Here is a 20759-nt window from a genome sequence, read left to right on the forward strand (position 1 = left end):
GTGCGGGTTACGTGGCTACGTTACCGGCACGGGCGCGCTAAGCCCTAGTAGGCGGCCGGGAACTATCCGGTGCCGCCCGGCCCTGGTGGATTGCTGCCGGAGCATTACTGGTCAGTACTGTTTGGAACATGACGGTCCCACAACAAAACATTGGTCAGAGGTATGCCGCGTCGGCTAGATTCGTGGGTATGCGACGCGCCGTATGCCCCGGATCCTTTGACCCTATCCACAAGGGACACATTGAGGTGATTGCCCGCGCGTCTGGCTTGTTTGATGAGGTCATTGTGGCCGTGTCCACAAACTATGCCAAGAAGTACCGGTTTACTCTCAATGAGCGTTTGGAGATGGCCCGGAATACCTTCTCCGCACTGTCCGGAATTGTGGTGGAGCCCATGGGCGAGGGGCTGCTCTCTGACTACTGTCACGCCCGTGGTGTCTCCGCCATTGTGAAGGGACTGCGTTCATCCTCGGATTTTGACTACGAGTTGCCTATGGCCACCATGAACCGTCAGCTCTCCGGCGTGGAGACAGTGTTCCTTCCCGGCGACAGCCGCTACCTGCACCTTTCCTCCACACTGATTAAAGAAGTGCACACGCTGGGCGGAGATGTGGCGGACTTTGTCCCGCGTGCCGTGTTGCGCCGTTTGCAGGGAGACGTGGGGCCAGACACCACCCCTGTCGCAGTGGTCCAGCCCAAGCGGTAACCGCCTGTGCCCGTTGCGCTTGCACCGGCGGACGTGTGCAGATGGTTGAGGGCATTATTGTTCGGGTGGGCGAGGGGGTTCAGCCGGACCGCCAGCGGTGCCGGGATCCACCCCCGGAGGGAACGTGGTTTCCGACAGCGGCGAATAAGCGAACCAGCCGGTGCCCGGGAGTGCTGAGAAGGCCTCCAGCCGGGCCTTTTCCGCCGCGGCGGCCGCAACGAGGGCCAAGAGGGCGCTGGCGGCGGCTGGATTCGCAGCAGGAACCCCTGAGGTGAACATCCGCCGCTGTGCCCCATGCTCGTAGGAGTGGAATTCGACGGAGAACATCTCACCGAGCTCCTCGGCCAGTTTCTGCGCGAGTGAGTTTCCAGTGAAGGTGAAAGTGGCAGCCGCCTCAGGGGACACCCACTCATCATCGGCCGTCAGGGACGAGTAATAGCTCGCCTCCCACTCCTGCAAGGCCGCAACCAGTGACGGGGAGAGCGCCGAATCGTGGTACGACAGAGGGTCATGGAGCCATAGGGCGGTGCCTGCATAGTCGGGGAACAGGCGCACCTTGATGAGGCCATCGAACCGGGCACGGGCGGCAACAGCTGGCTCATCAGTCACTGATGTGTCCACGTCAACCACACAGCCGGTCACCTTCTTGTGCGGCGATGGGCCGGAGCTGGCAGGTGCGGCAGGCGGCGGGTAGCTGCCCAACGGCCTGAGTATCTGGGGTTCTCCGGGAGCGGGCACCCATGATGTTCCCTCCGGATTCTCGGTGGCATAGATCAGTGAGGACTCGGTGAGGGCAACAATGGTTCCCTGAACCCGGGGGAAACCCTCCGGGGCGGCGCCGTAGTCGGTGGCGCTGAGGATACCCGTGACGGTCAGGTGCCCGGCCACCCGCCGCGGTGCGGCCCAGAAAACGGAGAATCCTTCACATTCCAGCTCCGTGGGAAAGGTGCCCAGCTCCCCGCCGGGATGATCCGGACGGGGTACCGCAACGCAGGTCAAGGTGATCTCCGTGCCGAAGCAGCCGTAGAAACCGTGAGGATTGACGTCAGGGGTTTCCAGCACCAGCACATGATCCAGCAACTGGCCAATGGCAGGAGGGGCAATATCGCCATCGCCAATCTGCCAGTCGGGAATGTACACAGGAATGATCATGGCAATTACTATGCCTTGAAGTCGCTGTCAACGGTAGGTGGGCCGATCTGCCGAGCCAGCTATCCGGCGTCGTGCGTTCCAAGGCCCCTCAACGTCGCCGCCCTGGGGGAAAACGGGTGCTGGCGCAGGGATTTGTGCACCACCATCTGGCTGAGAGTTACATCACGCAGAGCAGTTCGCCGAGTGGGCCCTTTTTGTCGTAGACTGAATAAGGCCAATTTGGTCTGGTACCACTCATTTTGATGCCCGGGAGCTTTCGGGCTACGATAGTGCGTCGGTCATATGTTCTTACAGGAGTTCTCATTAGCGAAACCACGTTGGGCACCAAGCCCAGCCATGGCACGCCCCTCACCGTTAGTGTAAGGGAGCTTGGGCGCAGCCCAGGCAGTATGTGGAAGTTCGAAGAGCGTATACCTGTGCCGGAAGATTTTGGCACCCCGCTCATTGGCGCGGTTCCGCGATCCGAATTGGATCTGGAACTCCGTTTTGAGGCCGTTCATGAAGGTATTCTTGTTTCGGGTAACGTACTTGTTGAAGTGACAGGTGAGTGCTCCCGCTGCTTGGAGACGTTCGAGGATGACTTCGAAGTCGATGTGCAAGAACTTTTCTTCTACGAGGAGCCGTCCGCGGAATTCCTTGAACAAGAAGAAGATCAGCAACGTTGGGTCGAGCACGATTCTGTCGATCTTGAACCGGTGTTGCGGGACGCAGTGGTAACCGCCCTGCCGTTCCAGCCGGTGTGCCGGGAAGACTGCGAGGGTCTGTGTTCCGAATGCGGAATACACCTTGCGGATGAGCCGGGGCACCATCACGAGATCCTAGATTCTCGGTGGGCTGCCCTACAGGGCTTAACCGGCGAAGAAAACTAGCAAATAAGTTTTACTCATGGGCAGATGCCTGTGAGTTATCGAGAGAAAAGAGTTTGCCGTGGCTGTTCCCAAGCGGAAGATGTCCCGTGCCAATACGCGCGCACGCCGTTCCCAGTGGAAGGCCACCGCGCCTGCTCTGGTCAAGACCGTTGAAAACGGCGAGGTTGTTTACAGCCTGCCGCACCAGGCCAAGGTCGTCACCGACTCAGCTGGTACCGCACTGTTCTTGGAATACAAGGGCCGTAAGGTTGCTGACGTCTAAAACGTCCGTGCGGGCATTCGCCCGTTCGATTGGTTAATATTTAGCAGGAGTGTCATGTCCGCAGAACTTCCATCACCGGAACTCACGGACGGACACAAGCTGCTGTTGAAGCGTCTCGGTGTCAGTATTGATGCCGGGACGCTTCGTCTTGCCCTGACGCACCGTTCCTACGCTTATGAAAACGGTGGCATCCCCACCAACGAGCGCCTTGAGTTCCTGGGAGATTCCATCCTGGGTTTCTCCGTCACGGACGCGCTCTACCGCGATAACCCCACACTTCCCGAGGGGGACCTGGCCAAGCGCCGTTCCTCCGTGGTCTCCACCCGCGCCCTGGCCTCTATTGCCCGCGAGCTCGGTGTGGGTGAATTCATCTATTTGGGCCAGGGCGAACGCCTCACCAAGGGCCGGAATAAATCTTCCATCCTGGCTGACACCATGGAAGCGCTCATCGGCGCCACCTACCTCACGCACGGCATTGAAATCGCCCGCCAGCTGGTCATGCGCTTAGTTGGCCCGCTGCTGGCCGACTCTGCTGTCCTGGGCGCCGGGACCGACTGGAAAACCAACATTCAAGAAATTTCCGCCGCCCGCCACCTCGGCAGCGTTGTTTACGAGATCACCGGCACCGGCCCAGACCATGACCGCAGCTTCTCCGCGGAGCTGGTCATCGGCGGCCAGCACTACGGTTCCGGCGTTGGTCCGTCCAAGAAAGAAGCCGAGCGCGCCGCCGCAGCTGCCGGTTGGATAGTGTTGGGAGAGAAGTTTTCCCCCACTGCCAAGTACGACGCCGACCCCTCCTCCGAAGCCGGCTCACCCACCGCGTCGCCCTCCGGGCAGTAATGCCTGAGTTGCCCGAGGTTGAGGTAGTCCGCCGGGGTCTAGAACGCTGGATTGCCGGGCGCACCATCACCTCCGTTGCTGTGCCGGACCCGCGCTCCATCCGCCGTCACGCATTGGGTGTTGAGGACTTCCGCGGCAACCTGCTCGGTACCACGGTGTTGGACGTTGTCCGGCGAGGCAAATTCCTGTGGTTTCCTCTCAGTGACGATCCCTCCTCTACTGCCGTGCCACACACTGCCCTGGTGGCGCATCTGGGCATGAGCGGACAACTATTGGTGGAATCACGGGAGCAGCCGCACGAAAAACACCTCAAGGTCCGGCTTTCCTTCTCTTTGCGGCCCGATGCGCCCGAGGAACTGCGGTTTGTTGATCAACGAATCTTCGGCGGACTCTTTGTCACCTCTCTCATTCCAACCTCCGATGGACTCCCCGGAGGTAGCGGAGAATCGGGTTTGGCCTTAATCCCGGCTGAGGCCGCTCACATTGGCAGGGACCCGTTGGATCCGGACTTCGATCTGGAGGCGCTGCATCAGAAGTTCCGCGCACGGAAGACCGGGCTGAAACGTGCCCTGCTGGACCAATCATTGGTGTCCGGGATTGGCAATATTTACGCCGACGAGGCGCTCTGGGCGGCCAAGATGCACTACGCCCGCCCCACCGAGACCATGCGCCGTCCCGATACGGAGAGAATCATTCATGCCGCCCGCGAGGTCATGACCAGAGCTTTGGATGCCGGCGGGACCAGCTTCGATTCCCTCTACGTCAACGTCAATGGCGCTTCCGGCTACTTTGCGCGGTCCTTGAATGCCTACGGCCGGGAAGGCAAATCCTGCTACCGCTGCGCGGAACTTGGCCTAACCAGCATCATTGGGCGTGAAACCTTCATGAACCGCTCTTCCTACAGATGCCCCTTCTGCCAGCCGAAGCCGCGCAACGCCCGTCTCTGAGGGCATTGATTGGCACGTTTTGTAGCCGCCCCAAGTAAGTAGTTGGGGTAATAATCCAGCACAATAACAAGAGCCCTTGTGCGCCACATCACGTTATCGATAACATGTGGTTGATTCTTATCCCAGATATCTACTTTGCCTGAAGAGATTGCGAGTTCTGCAACGTGCGTAAATCAAAGTTCAAACCCAAGGCGCCGTTTGGCTGGAAGTCCGCCACGGCCGCGCTGATGGGGTTAGCCCTGGTGGGCGGCCTTGCCGCGGGTGGAGTGCAGCCGGCCCAAGCATTGGACAACGGCCTTGCTCTGACACCGCCCATGGGGTGGAATAGCTGGAACCAAGTCCGTTGCTACGGTTTGAACGAGACCATGGTCAAGGCCACCGCAGATGCCATGGCGGCAAATGGCATGGCTGCGGCAGGCTACGAGTACGTAGTGGTTGATGACTGCTGGCAAGGCGGCCGGGGGACTGACGGTGTTTTGTTCAGCCATCCAGACCGTTTCCCCAGCGGCATGAAGGCACTGGGAGACTACATTCATTCAAAAGGCTTGAAGTTTGGAATCTACGGCGTTCCGGGAACAGAGACCTGCGCCAATTTCTGGGATAGCTATCCCATCTATGGGCTGGGCAGCTTGAACCATGAACAACAGGATGCCGATACCTTTGCAACCTGGGGTGTTGACTACCTCAAATACGACTGGTGCAGGGCTGACGAAACAGACCAGCTCAAACGCCCCGCCGCCTTTGGCAAGATGCGTGATGCTCTGAAAGCAACCGGGCGGAACATAGCGTATGGAATCTCCGAATACGGTGTCACCGAACCCTGGACTTGGGGTGCTGATGTGGCCAACCTTTGGCGCACCACCCATGACATAGCCCCCAACTGGGGATCCATCACGGGCATCATCAACTCACAGGCCGAGCTTTCGCCCTATGCGCGCCCCGGCGCATGGAATGATCCTGACATGCTGCAGGTGGGCAACGGAAGCCTGACCGCAGATGAGAACCGCAGCCACTTCGGCATGTGGGCCATGTTGGCTGCACCGCTCTTTGCAGGCACCGATCTGACAAAGCTGCCGGCAGAGACTGTAAAAACCATCACCAACCGCGAGGTTATTGGCGTAAATCAGGACCCCTTGGGCAAACAAGCTGTTCGGGTGAGCAATGCCAACGGTCTGCAGGTGTGGGCCAAACCGCTCTCCAACGGTGACATCGGGGTGGCACTGTTCAACACCACTGGCGCAACGGCCACCGTTGGCTCTACTGTGACGCAGGTAAATGGCCAAGGATCCTACAGTGTCCGGTCGCTGTGGGACCGGGTGGACGTGGCCAACACGTCCAGTTCGTTCTCTGCCACGGTGCCCAGCCACGGCACAGCAATTCTGCGACTGACACCGGGCGAAAAGCCTGGCCTGCCGACAACTCCGTCAGTTTCGGGTCAACTCTCACTTGCGGCCGGTGAGTCTGGCACCCTCGAGGTCAGTGTCCGCAACGGTGGCACGGCACCTCTGACGGGCGCAAGCCTGCAGTTCGGCACTGCAAGCGGTCTGACATTGCCCACAGCAGCAGTGCCTGTAGCTACAGTAGCGCCGGGCAGTACTGCCAAAGTATCTGTCCCTGTCACGGCCGCAGCGACCGCCGGCGGCAGCATTGCCGTACCGGTGACACTGACCTCAGGCACGTCCAGCTATGCCTTCCAACTCGGAGTTGAAGTCCGCCTCCCCGACACAGCCTACGTTTCTGACCTTGCATGGATCAGCTCATCAAACGGCTGGGGCCCGCTGGAACGAGACAAGGCAGTAGGCGATAAGGCAGCCAACGACGGCCCGGCACTGAAGCTGGCCGGCATCACCTATCCCAAGGGACTGGGCGCCAACAGCCCGGCCAGTGTGAAAGTCAATGTCGGCGCCCAGTGCACCACATTCCAGGCCGTTATTGGCATCGATGATGACGTCAAGGCACGAGCGGCTACCGACAAAGTTGTTCCGCGCAGCACCTTCGAGGTGTACGCAGACGGCAAACTCGTCAGCAACACAACCATCGCCATGGACACCAACTCACCCACAACCATCAGTGTGGACGTCAGCGGTGCCCAGATTATTGAGCTGCGAAACGCTCTTGTGGGCACTGCCAACACTGCGTCATGGCATGCATGGGCGGACTGGGCAGATGCCAAGCTAATCTGCGGTGTGGTTCCAGTGGAGCCCACGGCTCCTGCGACTGATCCGGCGACGACTGCTCCTGCGACGACTGCTCCTGCGACGACTGCTCCGGCGACGACTGCTCCGGCGACGACTGCTCCTGCGACGACCGCTCCTGCAACCACGGCTCCGGCTACGACTGCTCCGGTAACCACTGTGCCCGCGACAACCGAGGCAGGCACGGGGAGCACCACTACGGCCGCACCCGGCGCCCTCGTTGCTAAGGACGTCTACCAGGGCAATGCGATCACGTTCAAGGGCGCGGGATTCCGCCCGGGCGAAATGGTCCAGGGCACAGTCTTCAGCCAGCCCATAAGCCTCGGATCAGTACAGGCCGACGCGCAAGGCACCGTGTCCATTGGATGGATTGTTCCGGTCAATTTTGCAACGGGTGAGCACAAGATTGTGCTGACAGGCGCGGACTCGGGACAGACGCTGGTGGGCTTCTTCAACGTGCTGAGCCCGGGCCAGTCCGCTGACGAAGACTTGGCCAGCACTGGCGCCAACACCAACGCTTTGTGGGCTGCGGCCAGCATCATGGCGCTCCTGGGTGCCGGTATTGTGATTGGCAACCGTCGACGCGCAGGACTGCACAGCTAGCAACACCTAGGCCGGCTCTACCGTGTCAGGGGATTCCTGAGCCAGCCAGCAATTGATAGACAAAGGTGGGGCCCGGTGAAGCATTCGCCGGGCCCCGCCGTTGTTGTCAGCAAGATAGTTCCCATGACCCGAACGGTGTGAGCCGAACCAAATACAGCAAGAAAGCCCTGCAGCAGGACAGTGACACAGCAGAGCTGGCTGCCGTTGCCATTTCGTTGCAAACAGACACTGGGACAGCGGCGCTCCCCGCTATATGCTGACAATGAAAGAGGATGACGTCCGTCTATGAGGCGGACGATTTGTTTGTGGCGGGGACTTCTCCCTCGGGGTGGCCCGAAAGGCTTGGTGAGACCATGAAAGCACGAAAACTGCTCTTTCTTGGGCTGGGACTAGCAGTAATCATCTTTGCTGGAGCTATTACCTTGAACCTTCTGCCTGGAAAGCAATCCGGGGTTCAGGGAGACGGATCCGCCGCCGCACCACCGGTTTCCCAGAGTGCGTCTCCTGCGAGTCCGCCAGCCGCAAATCAGTCAAGCAAGGCATCGCCCACTGCCCAGAGTACTGCGCCAGCCACAACTGCCAGCCTCAAACCCAAGATCACCCTGCCCGTTGAAGGGGGAGGGCCAGCTCTGAGCCCAGATCCGGGCCGTCCATTGGAAGTCAATAGTCCAGCCCCCTCAGCAACTCAAGTACTTCTTCCCAGTTCGAAACCGCAGCTACCTCTCGTGGTGGCACCGTTGCCACAGTCTGCGGATGCGGCAGGGAAATTGGCGCCGGGGTATCCAGAACAGGCACTCCCGGCACTTGAGGGATCAAAAATCATTAGCAGCTCTGTCAGCCCCCAGAACGCCATCTTGCAAACCAGCCTGGTTGCAAACACCGCCCGCGAGCCGCTGGCAGTGAAGGCTTTCTATCAGGCTCACTTTGCGCCGCTGGGTTTTGGTAGTACAGACGCACCGGCCTCGGCCGGTTCAACGGCAACGTGGTTTACCCGTGGAACTGACAAAGTCACCGTAACAGTCACACCCATCAAAGGTGGAGCTTCCTATATTGTCTACGGCGTGCTGCACGCCGGAAAATAGGATCACTACACATGTATCTGTCCTTTTCTGACCGTAAAGGCGGCAAAGCCGCACAAGCGTGGCCTTCCAGTACGCCCTTCAAGATTTCCCCAGTGATCATTTCGCTGGGGATCGTGAGCATGTTTACCGATATTTCCTCGGAATCTGTAGCAGCTGTGCTCCCGCTGTACATCACTGGTGTTCTGGGGCTGTCCATGGTGGCTTATGGCTTCCTGGACGGCATCCACCAAGGTATCTCAGCCATTGTCCGCATTGGTGCCGGATGGACGGCAGACCGCGGCGACCGGCACAAGGCGATCGCCGTTCTCGGCTACGGCCTATCAACTTTCGCCCGGGTGTGGCTGCTCTTTGCAACAGGTTTTGGTGCCATTACAGCAGTCATTGGCCTGGACCGAATTGGCAAAGGTATTCGCACGGCACCCCGGGACGCCATGATCACCGAAGCGGCCCAGCCTGAACACCTGGCCCGGAGCTTTGGTGTGCACCGAATGCTGGACACGGTAGGTGCCACTATTGGCCCCCTGCTGGCGTTTATAGTGCTGCTACTGATCCCCAACGGCTACCACACCGTCTTTGTCGTGTCCTTGGCCTGTGGTGTTCTTGGTCTAGCAGTGCTGGGACTCCTTGTTCCAGGCCGGCGGCAAAGGGTGCTGGAGAAGCAAGCAGCTATAGCGGACACTGCTTCGCAGGCTGTTTCTCGCGCGCCCTTCGCATGGCGTGAACTGAACAATCCCCAGATGCGCCGGCTACTCCTGCTGGCAGGGATATTGGGGCTGGTCACTATAGGTGATGGCTTCATCTACTTGGTCTTGCAAAGCAAGGCCTCGTTTGCAGCAACATGGTTTCCCTTGCTCTATGTTGGGACCAACCTCGCTTATTTGGTGCTCGCAGTGCCGCTGGGCAGATTGGCGGATCGGTGGGGGCGCTTGAGGGTTTTTATCGCAGGACACGGAGCCCTGCTCGCAGCCTATCTGTGTGCGGTACTGCCCGCCACAGGAGCAGCATTCACTATTGGCGCCCTTCTGCTACTTGGCGTCTTCTACGCTGCCACTGATGGTGTTCTGGCAGCTTTGGCCGGTCAATTCTCGCCGGAAGCCAGCAAAGCCAGCGGCATTGCGGCTGCGCAGACGGTGGTTGCGGCCTCACGCTTCTTCGCCTCCGTTGGATTCGGCACCTTGTGGTTCATGCTTGGTCGTGAACATGCCATGGTGGTTGCCGCCGTGGCGCTGGCAGCCGCATTGGTTGCGGCCGTGATCCTTGTCCGCAGACTTTTACCTGGGGCTAAAAGCGGAGACTCCGCCTTGGATGCCGTATGAGTGCGCGGACCCGTATGGCATGGCTGGCTGCCATCACCATAGTGGTGCTGGGGGCTGCTGTCATCTACGCCTTGTGGTCCTACAACCAGTATCAGCTGCGTGCGCAGAGTGCCTCAGGAGTGGCGCTTTCAACGGATGAGACCTGGCACACCGGCCCGCGCATCATTTTTAGAAACACCGCGCCGGGTAGCGGATATGGGCACGTAGCCATGGTCCCACTGGAAGAGCCTGCGGGGCCCCGGACCGTCACCGAGGCGGTCTGTGACAGGGTATATGCGGCCGCAGGAACCCAAATGTGCCTGCGGACCAACGCCGGTATTGTGACAACCTTCCAGGCGGTGCGGTACGACTCGCAGTGGCGCGAACAACAGGACTATCCGTTGCCGGGAAATCCCAGCCGGGTGCGGGTCTCATCTGATGGGCAACTTTTCGCTACAACTGTTTTTGTCACGGGCCATGCCTATGCGCCGGCAAGTTTTTCCACTGCCACAGTCATTACCAAAACGGCTGGGGGAGATCATGGCAACCTGGAGGACTTCACCTTGCTGGTTGATGGGGCGCCCATAGCCCCCGTAGACAGAAATGTGTGGGGTGTCACCTTTACTCAGGACCAGAACACCTTTTATGCCACTGCCGCCTCGGGCCAGAAGACATGGCTGGTACGGGGCGATCTTGCACAACGGACCCTGACGTCATTGCGAGAAAATGCTGAGTGCCCCTCACTTTCCCCCGATGGGACAAAGATCGCGTTCAAAAAGAACCTCAAGCCTGGGCCCACACCTTTTTGGAACCTGGCGGTGCTGGAGTTGGACAGCAATACGGAAACCCTTCTGGCGCAGCCGCGCAGCATAGATGACCAAGCGGAATGGCTCAATGATTCAACACTCCTGTACGGGCTGCCTCGTGAAGGAGCCGTAGGGGATGAAGATGTTTGGTCGGTGGGGATCGAATCAGGTGCAGTGCCGGAACTTTTGATTGAGCATGCCTGGTCGCCGTCGGTACTTCGATAATCGGTGCGGGAGCTAATCAGTGCGGGACGCTGAACACCACGTCAACGAAGTAGTTTGTAGCGTTCCAGGAATTCACGGGCATCGCGCCTCCGGAGCCGTACATGTACAGGCCGTTACTGCCAGCGCTCACGCTCAACGGGCCCTGCGTAAAAGCAGTGGCGAAGAATGCGCCAGTTGAGGAATAGGCGCCGTTGGGGGCGTAGTAGGAAACCGTGTAGCTGCCTCCTGCCGTCAGGGACACCGGGGTAGCAAGAACAGCCGTTTGCCATCCCGAAGTTGTTTCATTGGTGAAGTTAGCCGTGGCCAGCCGGTTTCCAGCCGAATCCCACAGGGACCCCGTGTGGGCCCCATTATTGCCAATTCCCTTGAAGAAGCGGATGGCAGTAACGGAACCTGCCGTTGCGGGCGTAAAGCTAACGCCCAGTTCAATGGCCGAGCTGTCATCAGTATTGGACAAAACATCCGGCGTCAAGGATCCAAAAAGGCTGCTGCTGGTGCTGTTCGCGGCCACTGTCCTAAACGTCCAGCTCGTTGCGGCTAGCGCAGCGCCCTGAGCCGAAACAAGGTTATCCAAGGAAACCGTGATGGCGGAGTCCGGAGGCAAAGCGGCAGCAGGGGTGAAGTTGAGAGTCTTACCGGAATTACTGGCCGTCACAGTGCCCGCTACGGGACTTGTCCCGGCCAGTACAGTCACGGAGTATCCGGCTGCTGGGGGGCTGGAGAACGTGGCGGAGAGGGCCGAGGTGACAGGCTGATCCAGCGCCCCAGAAACAGGCACTGTCGATAGTAGCTGCAGCGGCAAAATTGTGGCTACTGGTTCGAAGCTCACATCAACCAAGTAACTACTGGAGGAAGTCTTACCCGGGAAATCGGAGGTATAGGAGTACCGCCCCTGACCAGCAGAGACGTGGAGCGGGCCCACAGAGACATCGTTGCCGTAGCCGCCTGGACTGGCGGAATAAGTGCCTACCGGGTTCGTGTAGGCGGCAATGTACTCTGCCCCGGCCGAGACAGGCACGGGGCTGGCCAAGGTCAGGGTCTGCCACCCGGCAGAGTTTTCTCCAGAAAAGGTGCCGCTGCCAAGAACTGCACCAGCGAGCGAGTACAGCGTGCCCTGATGAGTTCCGCTGTTGCCCGGTCCTTTGTAAAACTTGATGGCGGTGATTTTGCCATTGGTGGCGGGGCTGAACCTTACGCCCAATGACAGGGGAGTTCCATCGGCAATGGAGAGCACGGCGGGTGTGGCACTGTCCTGATACAGGCTGCACGGGCACGCGCCTACTGCGGTGTCAGCATTGGCCGTGGTGATGGTCCACGAGGCACCCTCCGCAACATTCTCACCCGTGGTAGCCGTGGCGCTGAGCGTTGCTGTGTAGCTTGTGGCATTGGACAGCGCGGCCGACGGCGTGAAGGTGGCCCGGCGGGATCCGGGGTCGTAGCTGGTTGTCCCTGCAACGCTCACCCCCGCGGCAGTTTTGAGCGCGATGGCAACGGTATTCGCAGTGACAGCTTTTGAAAGCACCGTGCTGAGTGTTGTATCAACAGGCACGCTTCCCGCACCCGCAATGGGCTGCTGGTTTCCGGCGCTCAGTGGCGTAAATACAGGGTTGAACACCACATCGACAAGGTAGCTGCTAGAGGAGCTGTTGGTGGGGAAATCAGAGGTGTAGGAGAACCGCCCCTGCCCGGAGGGGACATGGAGAGGGCCACTATTAGAGTCATCGGCGTAGGCTCCCGGAGTTGCAGAGTACGTGCCTTCAGGGTTCGTATAGGCGGCAATATATTCAGTTCCGGCCGTGACCGGAACGGGAGAGGCAAAGGTGGCGCTCTGCCAGCCGGTAGTGCTTTCGGCAGTAAACGTGACGGTGGCCAACACGGCGCCGTTGCTGCCGTATAAGGTGCCGGTGTGCGTGCCGGTGTTACCTGGGCCCTTGTAGAACTTAATCCCATCGATGGTTCCCTTGGCTGTGGGGCTGAACTTCACACCCAGCGCCAAGGGAACACCATCGGCGATGGCGAGCACGGCGGGTGTGCTGCTGTCTTGATACATGCTGCAGGGGCAGTTGCCAGCCGTAGCATCCGGGAGCACCGTTTTGAACTGCCATGTCTTTCCCACTGACACGGGCATGCCATTGCTGCTGGCTGAGATGGTGGCTGTGTAGCTGGCGTTTTGTGCCAGTGCCGTGGCCGGTGTGAACAACGCAATGCGCGTTGCCGGGTTGTAGCCCGTAGTTCCAGTAACGCTGGCACCGGCCGAGGTTTTCAGCGAGATGTTGACGGACGCTGCATTGACATCCTTGGACAGTACAGCACTGACCGCCGTGGTGACGGGCACGCTGGATGCGCCATTGGCGGGTTGCTGTGCGGTGGCTGACAAAGGAGAGTTGTCGGTGCTTTCAAAGACGGCGTCCACAAAGTAGTTGCTGCCTTCGTAGCTGTCGGTGGGGAACTCTCCGGAGGTGTTGTACACCCCCGCAGCCGGTGAGCCGAAGCCACCTGCAATACTGAGCGGGGCTGCCGTGGTGCCTCTGTAGTCCCAGAAACCGCTCTGGTAGGAGTAGCGGCCCTTCGGGGCAAGGTAGGAGACAACGTAGCTTTGCCCGGCGAGTACCTGGACCGGGGATACGAAGGTGGCACGTTGCCAGCCACTGCCACTTTCAGCGGTGAAGGTGGCCGTGGCCAACTGGGCCCCTGAGCTACTCCAAAGATAGCCGGTGTGAGTTCCCGTGTTAGCTTCACTCTTATAAAAGCGCACCCCGGAAATGAAGCCATTCTGGTTGGGTGTGACGCGCATCCCCAACATCAGCGAACCGTTGTCCCCGGAGTCCACTGTGGCGGGAACCGTTTGGCCCAGAGCGCTATAAGGACCGCCCACCTGGAGGTTTATCTGGGTGGGTGTGCCTGGATAGTTGGCGCTGTCATCGATGGCCCGTGCCATCAGTGCCACTGTGCCCACTCCGTGTTGGATGTAGCTGTAGCTCCAGTTGGTGGTCCCCGTTGCCGGATGCCAGCTGATTCCGCCGTCGCTTGAAAGTTCGACGCCGGCCACCACCCCGCCGGTGTCACTGGCGGTTCCGGTGACGGTGACCTTGGCACCGTTGGCGATGGCGGTCCCGTTAGTTGGAGAAGTGATCACGGCTACGGCCGGTGTTGTATCGGTGCTCTTGCTGGCGGCGTTCAAGGCGGGGTCTCTGGTTGCCGGTTGCGCCCCCATATCGGCCAATAAGTTTAGTTGTGCCTGACGCATCCGGACATCGGCAGGTGCCCCGTCGCCGTCGTGCGTTGCATCCAAACCCCACGACCACTGAACGGACCCCGCGGAGAAGATCAATGCCCCAGCAGAGTTCTTGTACAAGGTGATGTTGTGTGTGGTGGTTCCGGGCTGCACCAGATTGCCGTAGTCCATGAGGTATTGGGGTGTTGGCCCCACAGTGGTGGACAGGCGGATCAATCCTTGGGGCCGGAAACCATTATCAATGTCCTCATTGGATTCATAACCTACGGTGTGGGGAGCCAAGGCGGCCTGGGTTCCGGGGGCCAGTTGGGTCAATGAGGTGTTGCGCCACAAGCGGGTCTTGCCTTCCGCTGCGGAGACAGTGACCGGAAGGTCAGTGTAGTTGGACATGTAGATGGTGCCGCTGAGCGCATTTTCTGGGATGCCGCCGCCATTGGCGGGTGAGGCAAAGCGGGGGTCACGCCACGTTCCCGTCCACTGATTGCTCGGATCTATTTTGCTGTTGGACCAGGTCTCCTTATAGGAAGTGATAGTGCGGTAGTTGCTGTTGTCCGTGGTGGACGGCTCGTAGCGCGTGCGCCAGTAGTCATCATTGCCGGAGAGGAATTGGAGGTTGAGACCAGCGTTGGCGGCTGCCTCAATGTTGCTGCGCTGGGCACCTGACCAGTATTCGTCATGGCCTACCGATAAGAACACCTTGTGGTTGCTCAGGAGCGAGCCGTACCTGTCAGTGTCCACACCGGATTGGTAGGCAACGTCATAGCCGTTTTGTTCTAAGTAACGCACCATGGCATATTCGCTGGCGAAGTAGAAGTCACGTCCGTCAACGTCACCTCGTGTCACCACAGGACGGTTGTAGCTGATTTTGAAGGCCCGCCCTATGTCAGCACCTTGGTAAAAATCCGCGCCTCCGTAGGTGTTGTAGGCCTGCCAGGTGGGGTCTGAGGTCTGGAAAACAACGTCGGCATGGCTGGCATCATTGCGCACCACAAAAACTATGTGACTCCTGCCGCCATCATCCTTGCGGGTCAGCAGGGCCACATAGACACCGGAGACTGCCGTGCTGGGGACGTTCCAGGTTGCGGACAAGCCCCACGTGCCACAGTCATAAAGTTGGGTGCTGACATCGCTGAGGCACTGTGGCTGAATCTGCGGAAGCGGAGCAGAGGGGATGATCGAGTCAATCTTTCGGGCACCGAGCCCGCCGTAGAATCCCGTGCGGAAGATGTCGATGGAGTAGGCCTTGGCATCAGTTTTGATTTTGAACCCAATGCTGGAACCAACATTGACGCTGATGTCAGTGGAGAATCCCTGAATGGAGTCATCGCCCGCCCCGTTAATGTCCCAAACTTGCGGATCTGTGCCTGGTTTGGAGTTTTCACAGGAGATCAGGTTGCTGCCGGGCCCGCAGGACTCGGCAGCTGATGCAGCAGCCACAACACCGCTCACCAAACCGCTGAACGCTAGAGCCGTGGCAGCAATTATTGCCAGTACGTGGCGGTGTCTAAGACCGGTGACTGCACGTAGTTTCAAGTTCGGACACCTATCTCCAGCGGCATGCCCGCCACACAGGCAGGCATGAAATAAAGTCCCGCCACCGAAGTGATGGCGAAAACCTCTTTCACCTGTGACGATAGGGTGCACACGTTGGGCTAATCAAGAGATAAGGCCACAAACAAGTGGTGTGGACGCAAAAGCAAGTAGTTGTTAGCGAAAAATATGCGTCATTATTACAGAGTCCGCATCATTACAGAGCTCGGTAGTGCTCTGCCAATCGGCTCAGTCCCTCGTCTAAGGACACCGCCGGAGTCCAGTCCAGCACGGCCTGCGTGTTCCGTTGATCAAACCAGTGGGCTGTGGAGAGTTGTTCGGCCAGGAAGCGGGTCATGGGCGGTTCGTCGTGCACCCATCCACGCGCCCCTGCAACAGTCCAGGCCTTTTCAATGACCGAGCCTGCGCCGCGGGCTAACCAGCCAGGTATGGAATAGCCAGGAGCGGGCACGCCGGCAGCCGCACAGATCCCGGCAATGAGTTCACCTACAGGGCGGGGTTCGCCATTGGTGACCACCAGAGCCTGACCGTGAGCCTGATCCATCCGTTCAAGTCCGCGCACTATGGCCTCGGCGGCGTTGTCCAAATAGGTGGTGTCGATGAGTGCGCGCCCGCCGTCCAAGAGCGGCAAGCGGCCTGTCCGCGCACGTTCCACCACGCGTTCCACCAGCTGAGTGTCACCTGGACCCCAGACAACGTGGGGACGGATGGCCGTGACCCGAAATGCCGGGGAGTTCTGCGCCAGGGCAATTTCCTCAGCCGCAGCTTTGGACCGGGCGTAGTGACCGCGGGCCAAAGCCGGGTTAGCTGCCCCCGCGGTGGCGCCCACAATGGAACTGCCAAAGTGTGCCACTGAGGGGGAGGAGACAAACACAAAATCCCGCACACCCTCATGCTGTGCTGCTCTCAGCAGCTGGCGTGTGCCAACAATGTTGGTGGCGAGAAACTCATTCCACTCTCCGGTAAAGGAGACCTTGGCCGCCAAATGTACTACGGCGTCCATCCCCGCTACGGCGCGTGCCGCAACATCGGGGTCAGCAATGGAGCCCTGAATCGATTCCCACGGGGCTTGGACGGCCCGGCGTTGCAAGCTTCGGACAAGGTATCCACGCTCATGCAGGAGTTGGGCCACAGCCCGCCCCAGCATTCCACTGGTGCCTGTGACGAGCACCTTGCGCTGTGGAGAACTCCCCACATTGTGCGCCGGGGCAGCATCACCGATCACGGCTGGCCGGCTTTTTGCCCTGCCAGCAACCGTGCGGCCCAGCGTGAGAGCTTCGCCCTGTCGATCTTGGAGTTGTGCCGCACATCTGTGGGCATGGCGTCAATGGTGATCACGGCAGCCAACGGAAGTCCCACGGACAACGCCGCAGCACGCACTGCCGCCGCGAGCGGGGCAGCTGCCAACCCTGGACGCTTGATGGCGGGAGCAGTTTCTACGATCGCCACGGCAGCCTGAGTCCCCATGGGTCCAACGCCAACAACGGCAGCACGGGCAACTCCGGGCACTTGTTCCACCGCCTGCTCGCACGCCACAGGTGTTTTGACGCCGGTGGGGGTTGTGAGAATGTGCTCCATCCGGCCCTCAACCCACAGCCGGCCCTGCGCATCCAGATGCCCAATATCGCCTGTGCGGTGCCAGCCAGGAATGGAGGTGCTGTGAGTTTGCGTGATCCACAGGCGGTCATAGCGTTCCTTGACGTGCGGAGCACGCACCAGAATCTCCCCGGTGACTTCGGCGGCGGTGGTGGGCGAAAGGTCAAGCCCTTGCGCCAGCACGGGCGCTATGGCAATGGCGGCGCCGCTGACAGGGGTTCCAACACACACACCATTGCCTGCCCCGGCCGCAAGAATGCCCGGTAAGTCAATATCGGTGACAGGCAGCGCTTCCGTCATACCGTAGGGAGTGTGCAGAGCCGCATTGGTGGTCAGCTCCTGCACCTGGGTGAGTAGCCGTTGACCCAGGGGTGCACCTGCCGAGAGGAGAAGTTCGACGCCGGCCAGCACCTTCCGCAGGGCAGGCGTGAGTTCCGCAGCGGTGGCCACCACGTTCACAAGCGCGGCGGGGGAGGCGAACACCACTGTTGCATCAATGGCAGCGGCAGCTTCGGCCAAGGCCTTGGCGGTCAAGGTGCGCGGGGCGGTGACATCCATGTCGGGAGTGACAGTGGTGGCGCCCAAGGCCGGGCCAAGAAGGGCAAAGGGTGCAAAACCGGCTACCAGTGACGTGCCCGCTTCAAGCCGGTAGGTGGCTTTAAGGGTGTCGCGCATGGCGGCCAGCCGGCGGTGTGTGTACACAACACCCTTGGCCGGTCCGGTGGAACCGGAGGTGAACAGCACTGCTGCATCGGCATCCGGTGCGGGGGTGCTAAAGGTGCTCGCATACCCGGCCAACCGGGTCACGCGACCATTGGCCAGTAACTGCGGAACCGTGCCGGCAACCTTGAAGAGGGCTTTCTTGGCTGTTGCTGTGGCAGGTGGGAAATCTTCCGCGGCAATCCTAATGCCGGGCCAGTTGTACAGACGGGCACCAGCCAAAGCACGTTCAATCCCAATCAGGAAGTCAGGCCCGGCTCCCTTGATGGCGCGGCTGAGCCCCTTGGTGCCCAGCCCCGCGTCGGCCACCACAATGACGGCGCCCAGACGCAGGCAGGCGTAGATCAAGGTAGTTAGATTGATGCCCGGCGGCACCAGCAAACTGACCCTGTCTCCGGCCTTGACACCGAGTTCACGCAGTCCTGCCGCGAGATCGTCCACATCGCAGGAGAGCTGCGCCCAGCTCAGCGAACGTGTTCCGCCGTCGGCCAACATATCCACCACCGCGGTGCTGGTATCGGCAGTGCGGGCATCGAGCTCGGCCAGCATAGGGACATACTGCGTGTTCGTGCTGTCCTGGGTGGGGGCTTGCTCAAGGGATGCGGCTTGATCAGATGTCGGGAAACGCTGCGCCAGCCAGGTGAATGTTGGTGCCGCTATGTCACGATCTTCCTGGACCAGGTGGCTAGCACCTTCAAAACGGTGCACATCGGCGTGGGGCAGGCGCGTGATCAGATCTCGCAGGTATCGATCTGAGAAGACCGGGTCCTTGGGGCCCCACATCATCAGGGCAGGCACGCCAAGGGAACGGATATCAGAGGACACAGCATCCAGTACAGCCCAGGACGGGTGCTCTGGCGTTGCCGGAATATCGGCCACAAAATTACCTACCCCGGCACGCCGGGCCACGGAGCGGTACGGGGCCATGAATGCTGCGCGGACCTCCGCGCTCAGGGTGGGCGCAGCGAGTCCGTGCGTGACACGCAAAAAGGCGGAAGTGGTCCTGGTGCCCCACTGGTGGACGGCGGGGTGTAGGGCAAGTTTTAGAGCTGGCGGAAGGGTGAAACCTGCCGGGTGCACGGCCGTGTTGGTCAGTACCACGGCGGCCAGCTGGTCCTTGTGCCGGGTGGCCCAGCCCAGGGAAATGATGCCGCCCCAGTCGTGTCCCACACTCACCACAGGCCCGGTAAGGCCCAGTGCGGCGGTGAAGTCAGAGAGGTCGTTGATGCGGTCCTCGAGGCGGCGGAAGGTGCCCGTGCGCTCGGAGAATCCCATATCCAGCTGGTCTACGGCGATGACGCGCCACGGGCCGCCAGCGGCAAGAGTTTCGGGGGAGGTAGCCCCGGCCAGGAGGGTGCGCCACAGATAAGACCACGTGGGATTGCCGTGCACGCACAGCAGGGTGCCTCGAGGGGCCTTGCCGGTGGCCAGCACGTCGGACTCATTGTCCAGGTAGTGCCATTGCCTGCTGGTGCCTACAGGATCAACGGCGGACGTGGACGGGACCGTGAGTACCTGCTGCCACGCTGGAGAGACACCGGGCCATGGTTGGGACACGGCCGTGTGCTCGGAAGTCACTGCTACCACGCAATTTCCATCATGGCGGTGTTCAAGCCTGAGCCCACACCCATGCACAGGACCCGATCGCCACGGTTCAGGCTCTGGGATTCCTGCGCCAAGGTCATGGGCAGCGAGGCTGGGCCCACATTGCCCCATTTCGGGAATGTGATGGGCACCCGCCCCTTGACCAGATTCACGGCCTTGATGATGGCGTTGGTGTAAGAGTTGGAGACCTGGTGGGTGACGTAGCGGTCCATGGAGCGCCAGTCCCAGCCGTCGGTGTGGGCCTCATGCCAGGCATCAGTGACCAGTTCCAGACCATTGTCCAGCAGTCCTTTGGTGTCTGTGAACATGCCGTCAGGCCCGCCCACACACAGCTGGTGGTGCTGCGTGCCGGCACGGGAGACGCCGCCCACTATGCGGTGACCTTCGGGATGCAGATCTGCCGGGCCAATAACGGCAGCGGCCGCGCCGGAACCCAGCGTCAAGGTGGCGAATTCTTTGAGATAGTCCTCACGGGTGGAGGTTTCCGCGTTCAGACGGTTGAAGGTGTTTTCCTGCGTGGCCTGGGCGTCCTCGCCCGCCACCACCAAGGCGTACTTGATCTGGCCGGAGTCGATCATGTTCGCAGCCAAGGTCATTCCGTTGACGAAGCCCAGGCAGGCGTTGGCCACGTCAAAGTTCATGGCCGAGGAGGGTAGCCCCAAACCGTTGTGCACCTTCACGGCAACGGAGGGTTCAAGATTGCGTCGAGTGACGGAGGTATTGATCAGCAGGCCCACCTGGCCCGGTTCAATCCCGGCCTCGGCCAGCGCCTTGGCACCAGCCTCAATGGCGGCGTCGTCAAAGTCTGTGCCCGGGGCCCACCAGCGGCGTTCCTCCACACCGGCCACACGCTCCAAGAGCCGTTTGGAGAGGCGCAGACGTTTCAGGCTCGGGGCTAGACGGGCGTCGAAGTCACTGGATTTGACAACAATCGGAGCCTCAATGCTGGAAACAGCAAGCAAGGCGGTGTTGTGGTGACGAAACGTAGCGTTGCCGATCAAGTTCCAGCCTTTTTCTTAGGTATCAAGTGTTCAACGTCACCGGAAAAACCAGTGACTTTGCCTTGATATGT

14 protein-coding genes are annotated in these 20759 nt (G+C 60.3%); 9 read left to right on the forward strand and 5 right to left on the reverse strand.

Translation table 11 applies throughout. The features are described 5' to 3' along the window. Nucleotides 1-188: 188 nt before the first annotated feature. Complete coding sequence (gene coaD, locus RY113_RS02625; RefSeq protein ID WP_315913204.1) at nt 189-704, forward strand: pantetheine-phosphate adenylyltransferase; 516 nt, start codon at nt 189-191, stop codon at nt 702-704. A 54-nt stretch (nt 705-758) separates the two neighbouring features. On the opposite strand, the gene RY113_RS02630 is transcribed toward coaD, so the two are convergent. After that, nucleotides 759-1856, reverse strand: a complete 1098-nt coding sequence (locus RY113_RS02630) for a hypothetical protein (RefSeq protein ID WP_315913205.1) — start codon at nt 1854-1856, stop codon at nt 759-761. A gap of 389 nt (nt 1857-2245) precedes the next feature. Between RY113_RS02630 and RY113_RS02635 the strand changes: the two genes are divergently transcribed. The 8 genes from RY113_RS02635 to RY113_RS02670 all read left to right on the forward strand — a co-directional run bounded on the left by RY113_RS02635 (nt 2246) and on the right by RY113_RS02670 (nt 10980). Further along, complete coding sequence (locus RY113_RS02635; RefSeq protein ID WP_245932293.1) at nt 2246-2725, forward strand: DUF177 domain-containing protein; 480 nt, start codon at nt 2246-2248, stop codon at nt 2723-2725. 58 nt (nt 2726-2783) lie between these two features. Continuing rightward, entirely contained in the window at nt 2784-2987 is a 204-nt protein-coding gene (gene rpmF / locus RY113_RS02640) for a 50S ribosomal protein L32 (protein ID WP_315913206.1), read from the forward strand. A 54-nt stretch (nt 2988-3041) separates the two neighbouring features. After that, on the forward strand, nt 3042-3827 hold the full coding sequence (gene rnc, locus RY113_RS02645; protein WP_315913207.1) for a ribonuclease III: 786 nt from the start codon (nt 3042-3044) through the stop codon (nt 3825-3827). Further along, entirely contained in the window at nt 3827-4774 is a 948-nt protein-coding gene (gene mutM / locus RY113_RS02650) for a bifunctional DNA-formamidopyrimidine glycosylase/DNA-(apurinic or apyrimidinic site) lyase (RefSeq protein WP_315913208.1), read from the forward strand. The genes rnc and mutM overlap by 1 nt, the downstream gene beginning before the upstream one ends. A 164-nt stretch (nt 4775-4938) precedes the next feature. Beyond that, nucleotides 4939-7572 carry an NPCBM/NEW2 domain-containing protein gene (locus tag RY113_RS02655; protein ID WP_315913209.1) on the forward strand — a complete coding sequence of 878 codons (2634 nt, stop codon included), beginning with the start codon at nt 4939-4941 and terminating at the stop codon, nt 7570-7572. A gap of 353 nt (nt 7573-7925) precedes the next feature. Beyond that, nucleotides 7926-8654, forward strand: coding sequence for a hypothetical protein (locus RY113_RS02660; RefSeq protein WP_315913211.1), 729 nt, complete (start codon nt 7926-7928; stop codon nt 8652-8654). 11 nt (nt 8655-8665) lie between these two features. Then, the gene (locus RY113_RS02665; RefSeq protein WP_110107325.1) at nt 8666-9970 is read left to right on the forward strand and encodes an MFS transporter; all 1305 of its coding nucleotides are present in this window, start codon (nt 8666-8668) and stop codon (nt 9968-9970) included. Next, nucleotides 9967-10980: a PD40 domain-containing protein gene (locus RY113_RS02670; RefSeq protein WP_110107326.1), complete on the forward strand. Its 1014-nt coding sequence runs from the start codon at nt 9967-9969 to the stop codon at nt 10978-10980. The genes RY113_RS02665 and RY113_RS02670 overlap by 4 nt, the downstream gene beginning before the upstream one ends. A gap of 16 nt (nt 10981-10996) precedes the next feature. Here RY113_RS02670 and RY113_RS02675 read toward each other — a convergent pair whose 3' ends face one another. The 4 genes from RY113_RS02675 to RY113_RS02690 all read right to left on the reverse strand — a co-directional run bounded on the left by RY113_RS02675 (nt 10997) and on the right by RY113_RS02690 (nt 20688). After that, nucleotides 10997-15748: a DUF4082 domain-containing protein gene (locus RY113_RS02675; RefSeq protein ID WP_315913212.1), complete on the reverse strand. Its 4752-nt coding sequence runs from the start codon at nt 15746-15748 to the stop codon at nt 10997-10999. A gap of 214 nt (nt 15749-15962) precedes the next feature. Then, nucleotides 15963-16991 (reverse strand): NAD-dependent epimerase/dehydratase family protein, encoded by a 1029-nt coding sequence (locus RY113_RS02680; RefSeq protein ID WP_315913214.1) that lies wholly within the window; start codon nt 16989-16991, stop codon nt 15963-15965. Next, nucleotides 16988-19669 (reverse strand): alpha/beta fold hydrolase, encoded by a 2682-nt coding sequence (locus RY113_RS02685; RefSeq protein ID WP_315913216.1) that lies wholly within the window; start codon nt 19667-19669, stop codon nt 16988-16990. Before RY113_RS02685 ends, RY113_RS02680 begins: the two co-directional genes overlap by 4 nt. Further along, entirely contained in the window at nt 19663-20688 is a 1026-nt protein-coding gene (locus RY113_RS02690; protein WP_110107327.1) for a 3-oxoacyl-ACP synthase III, read from the reverse strand. The genes RY113_RS02685 and RY113_RS02690 overlap by 7 nt, the downstream gene beginning before the upstream one ends. Nucleotides 20689-20759: the final 71 nt, after the last annotated feature.

Source organism: Arthrobacter sp. lap29 (assembly GCF_032458965.1).
Taxonomy (GTDB): Bacteria; Actinomycetota; Actinomycetes; order Actinomycetales; family Micrococcaceae; genus Specibacter; species Specibacter psychrochitiniphilus.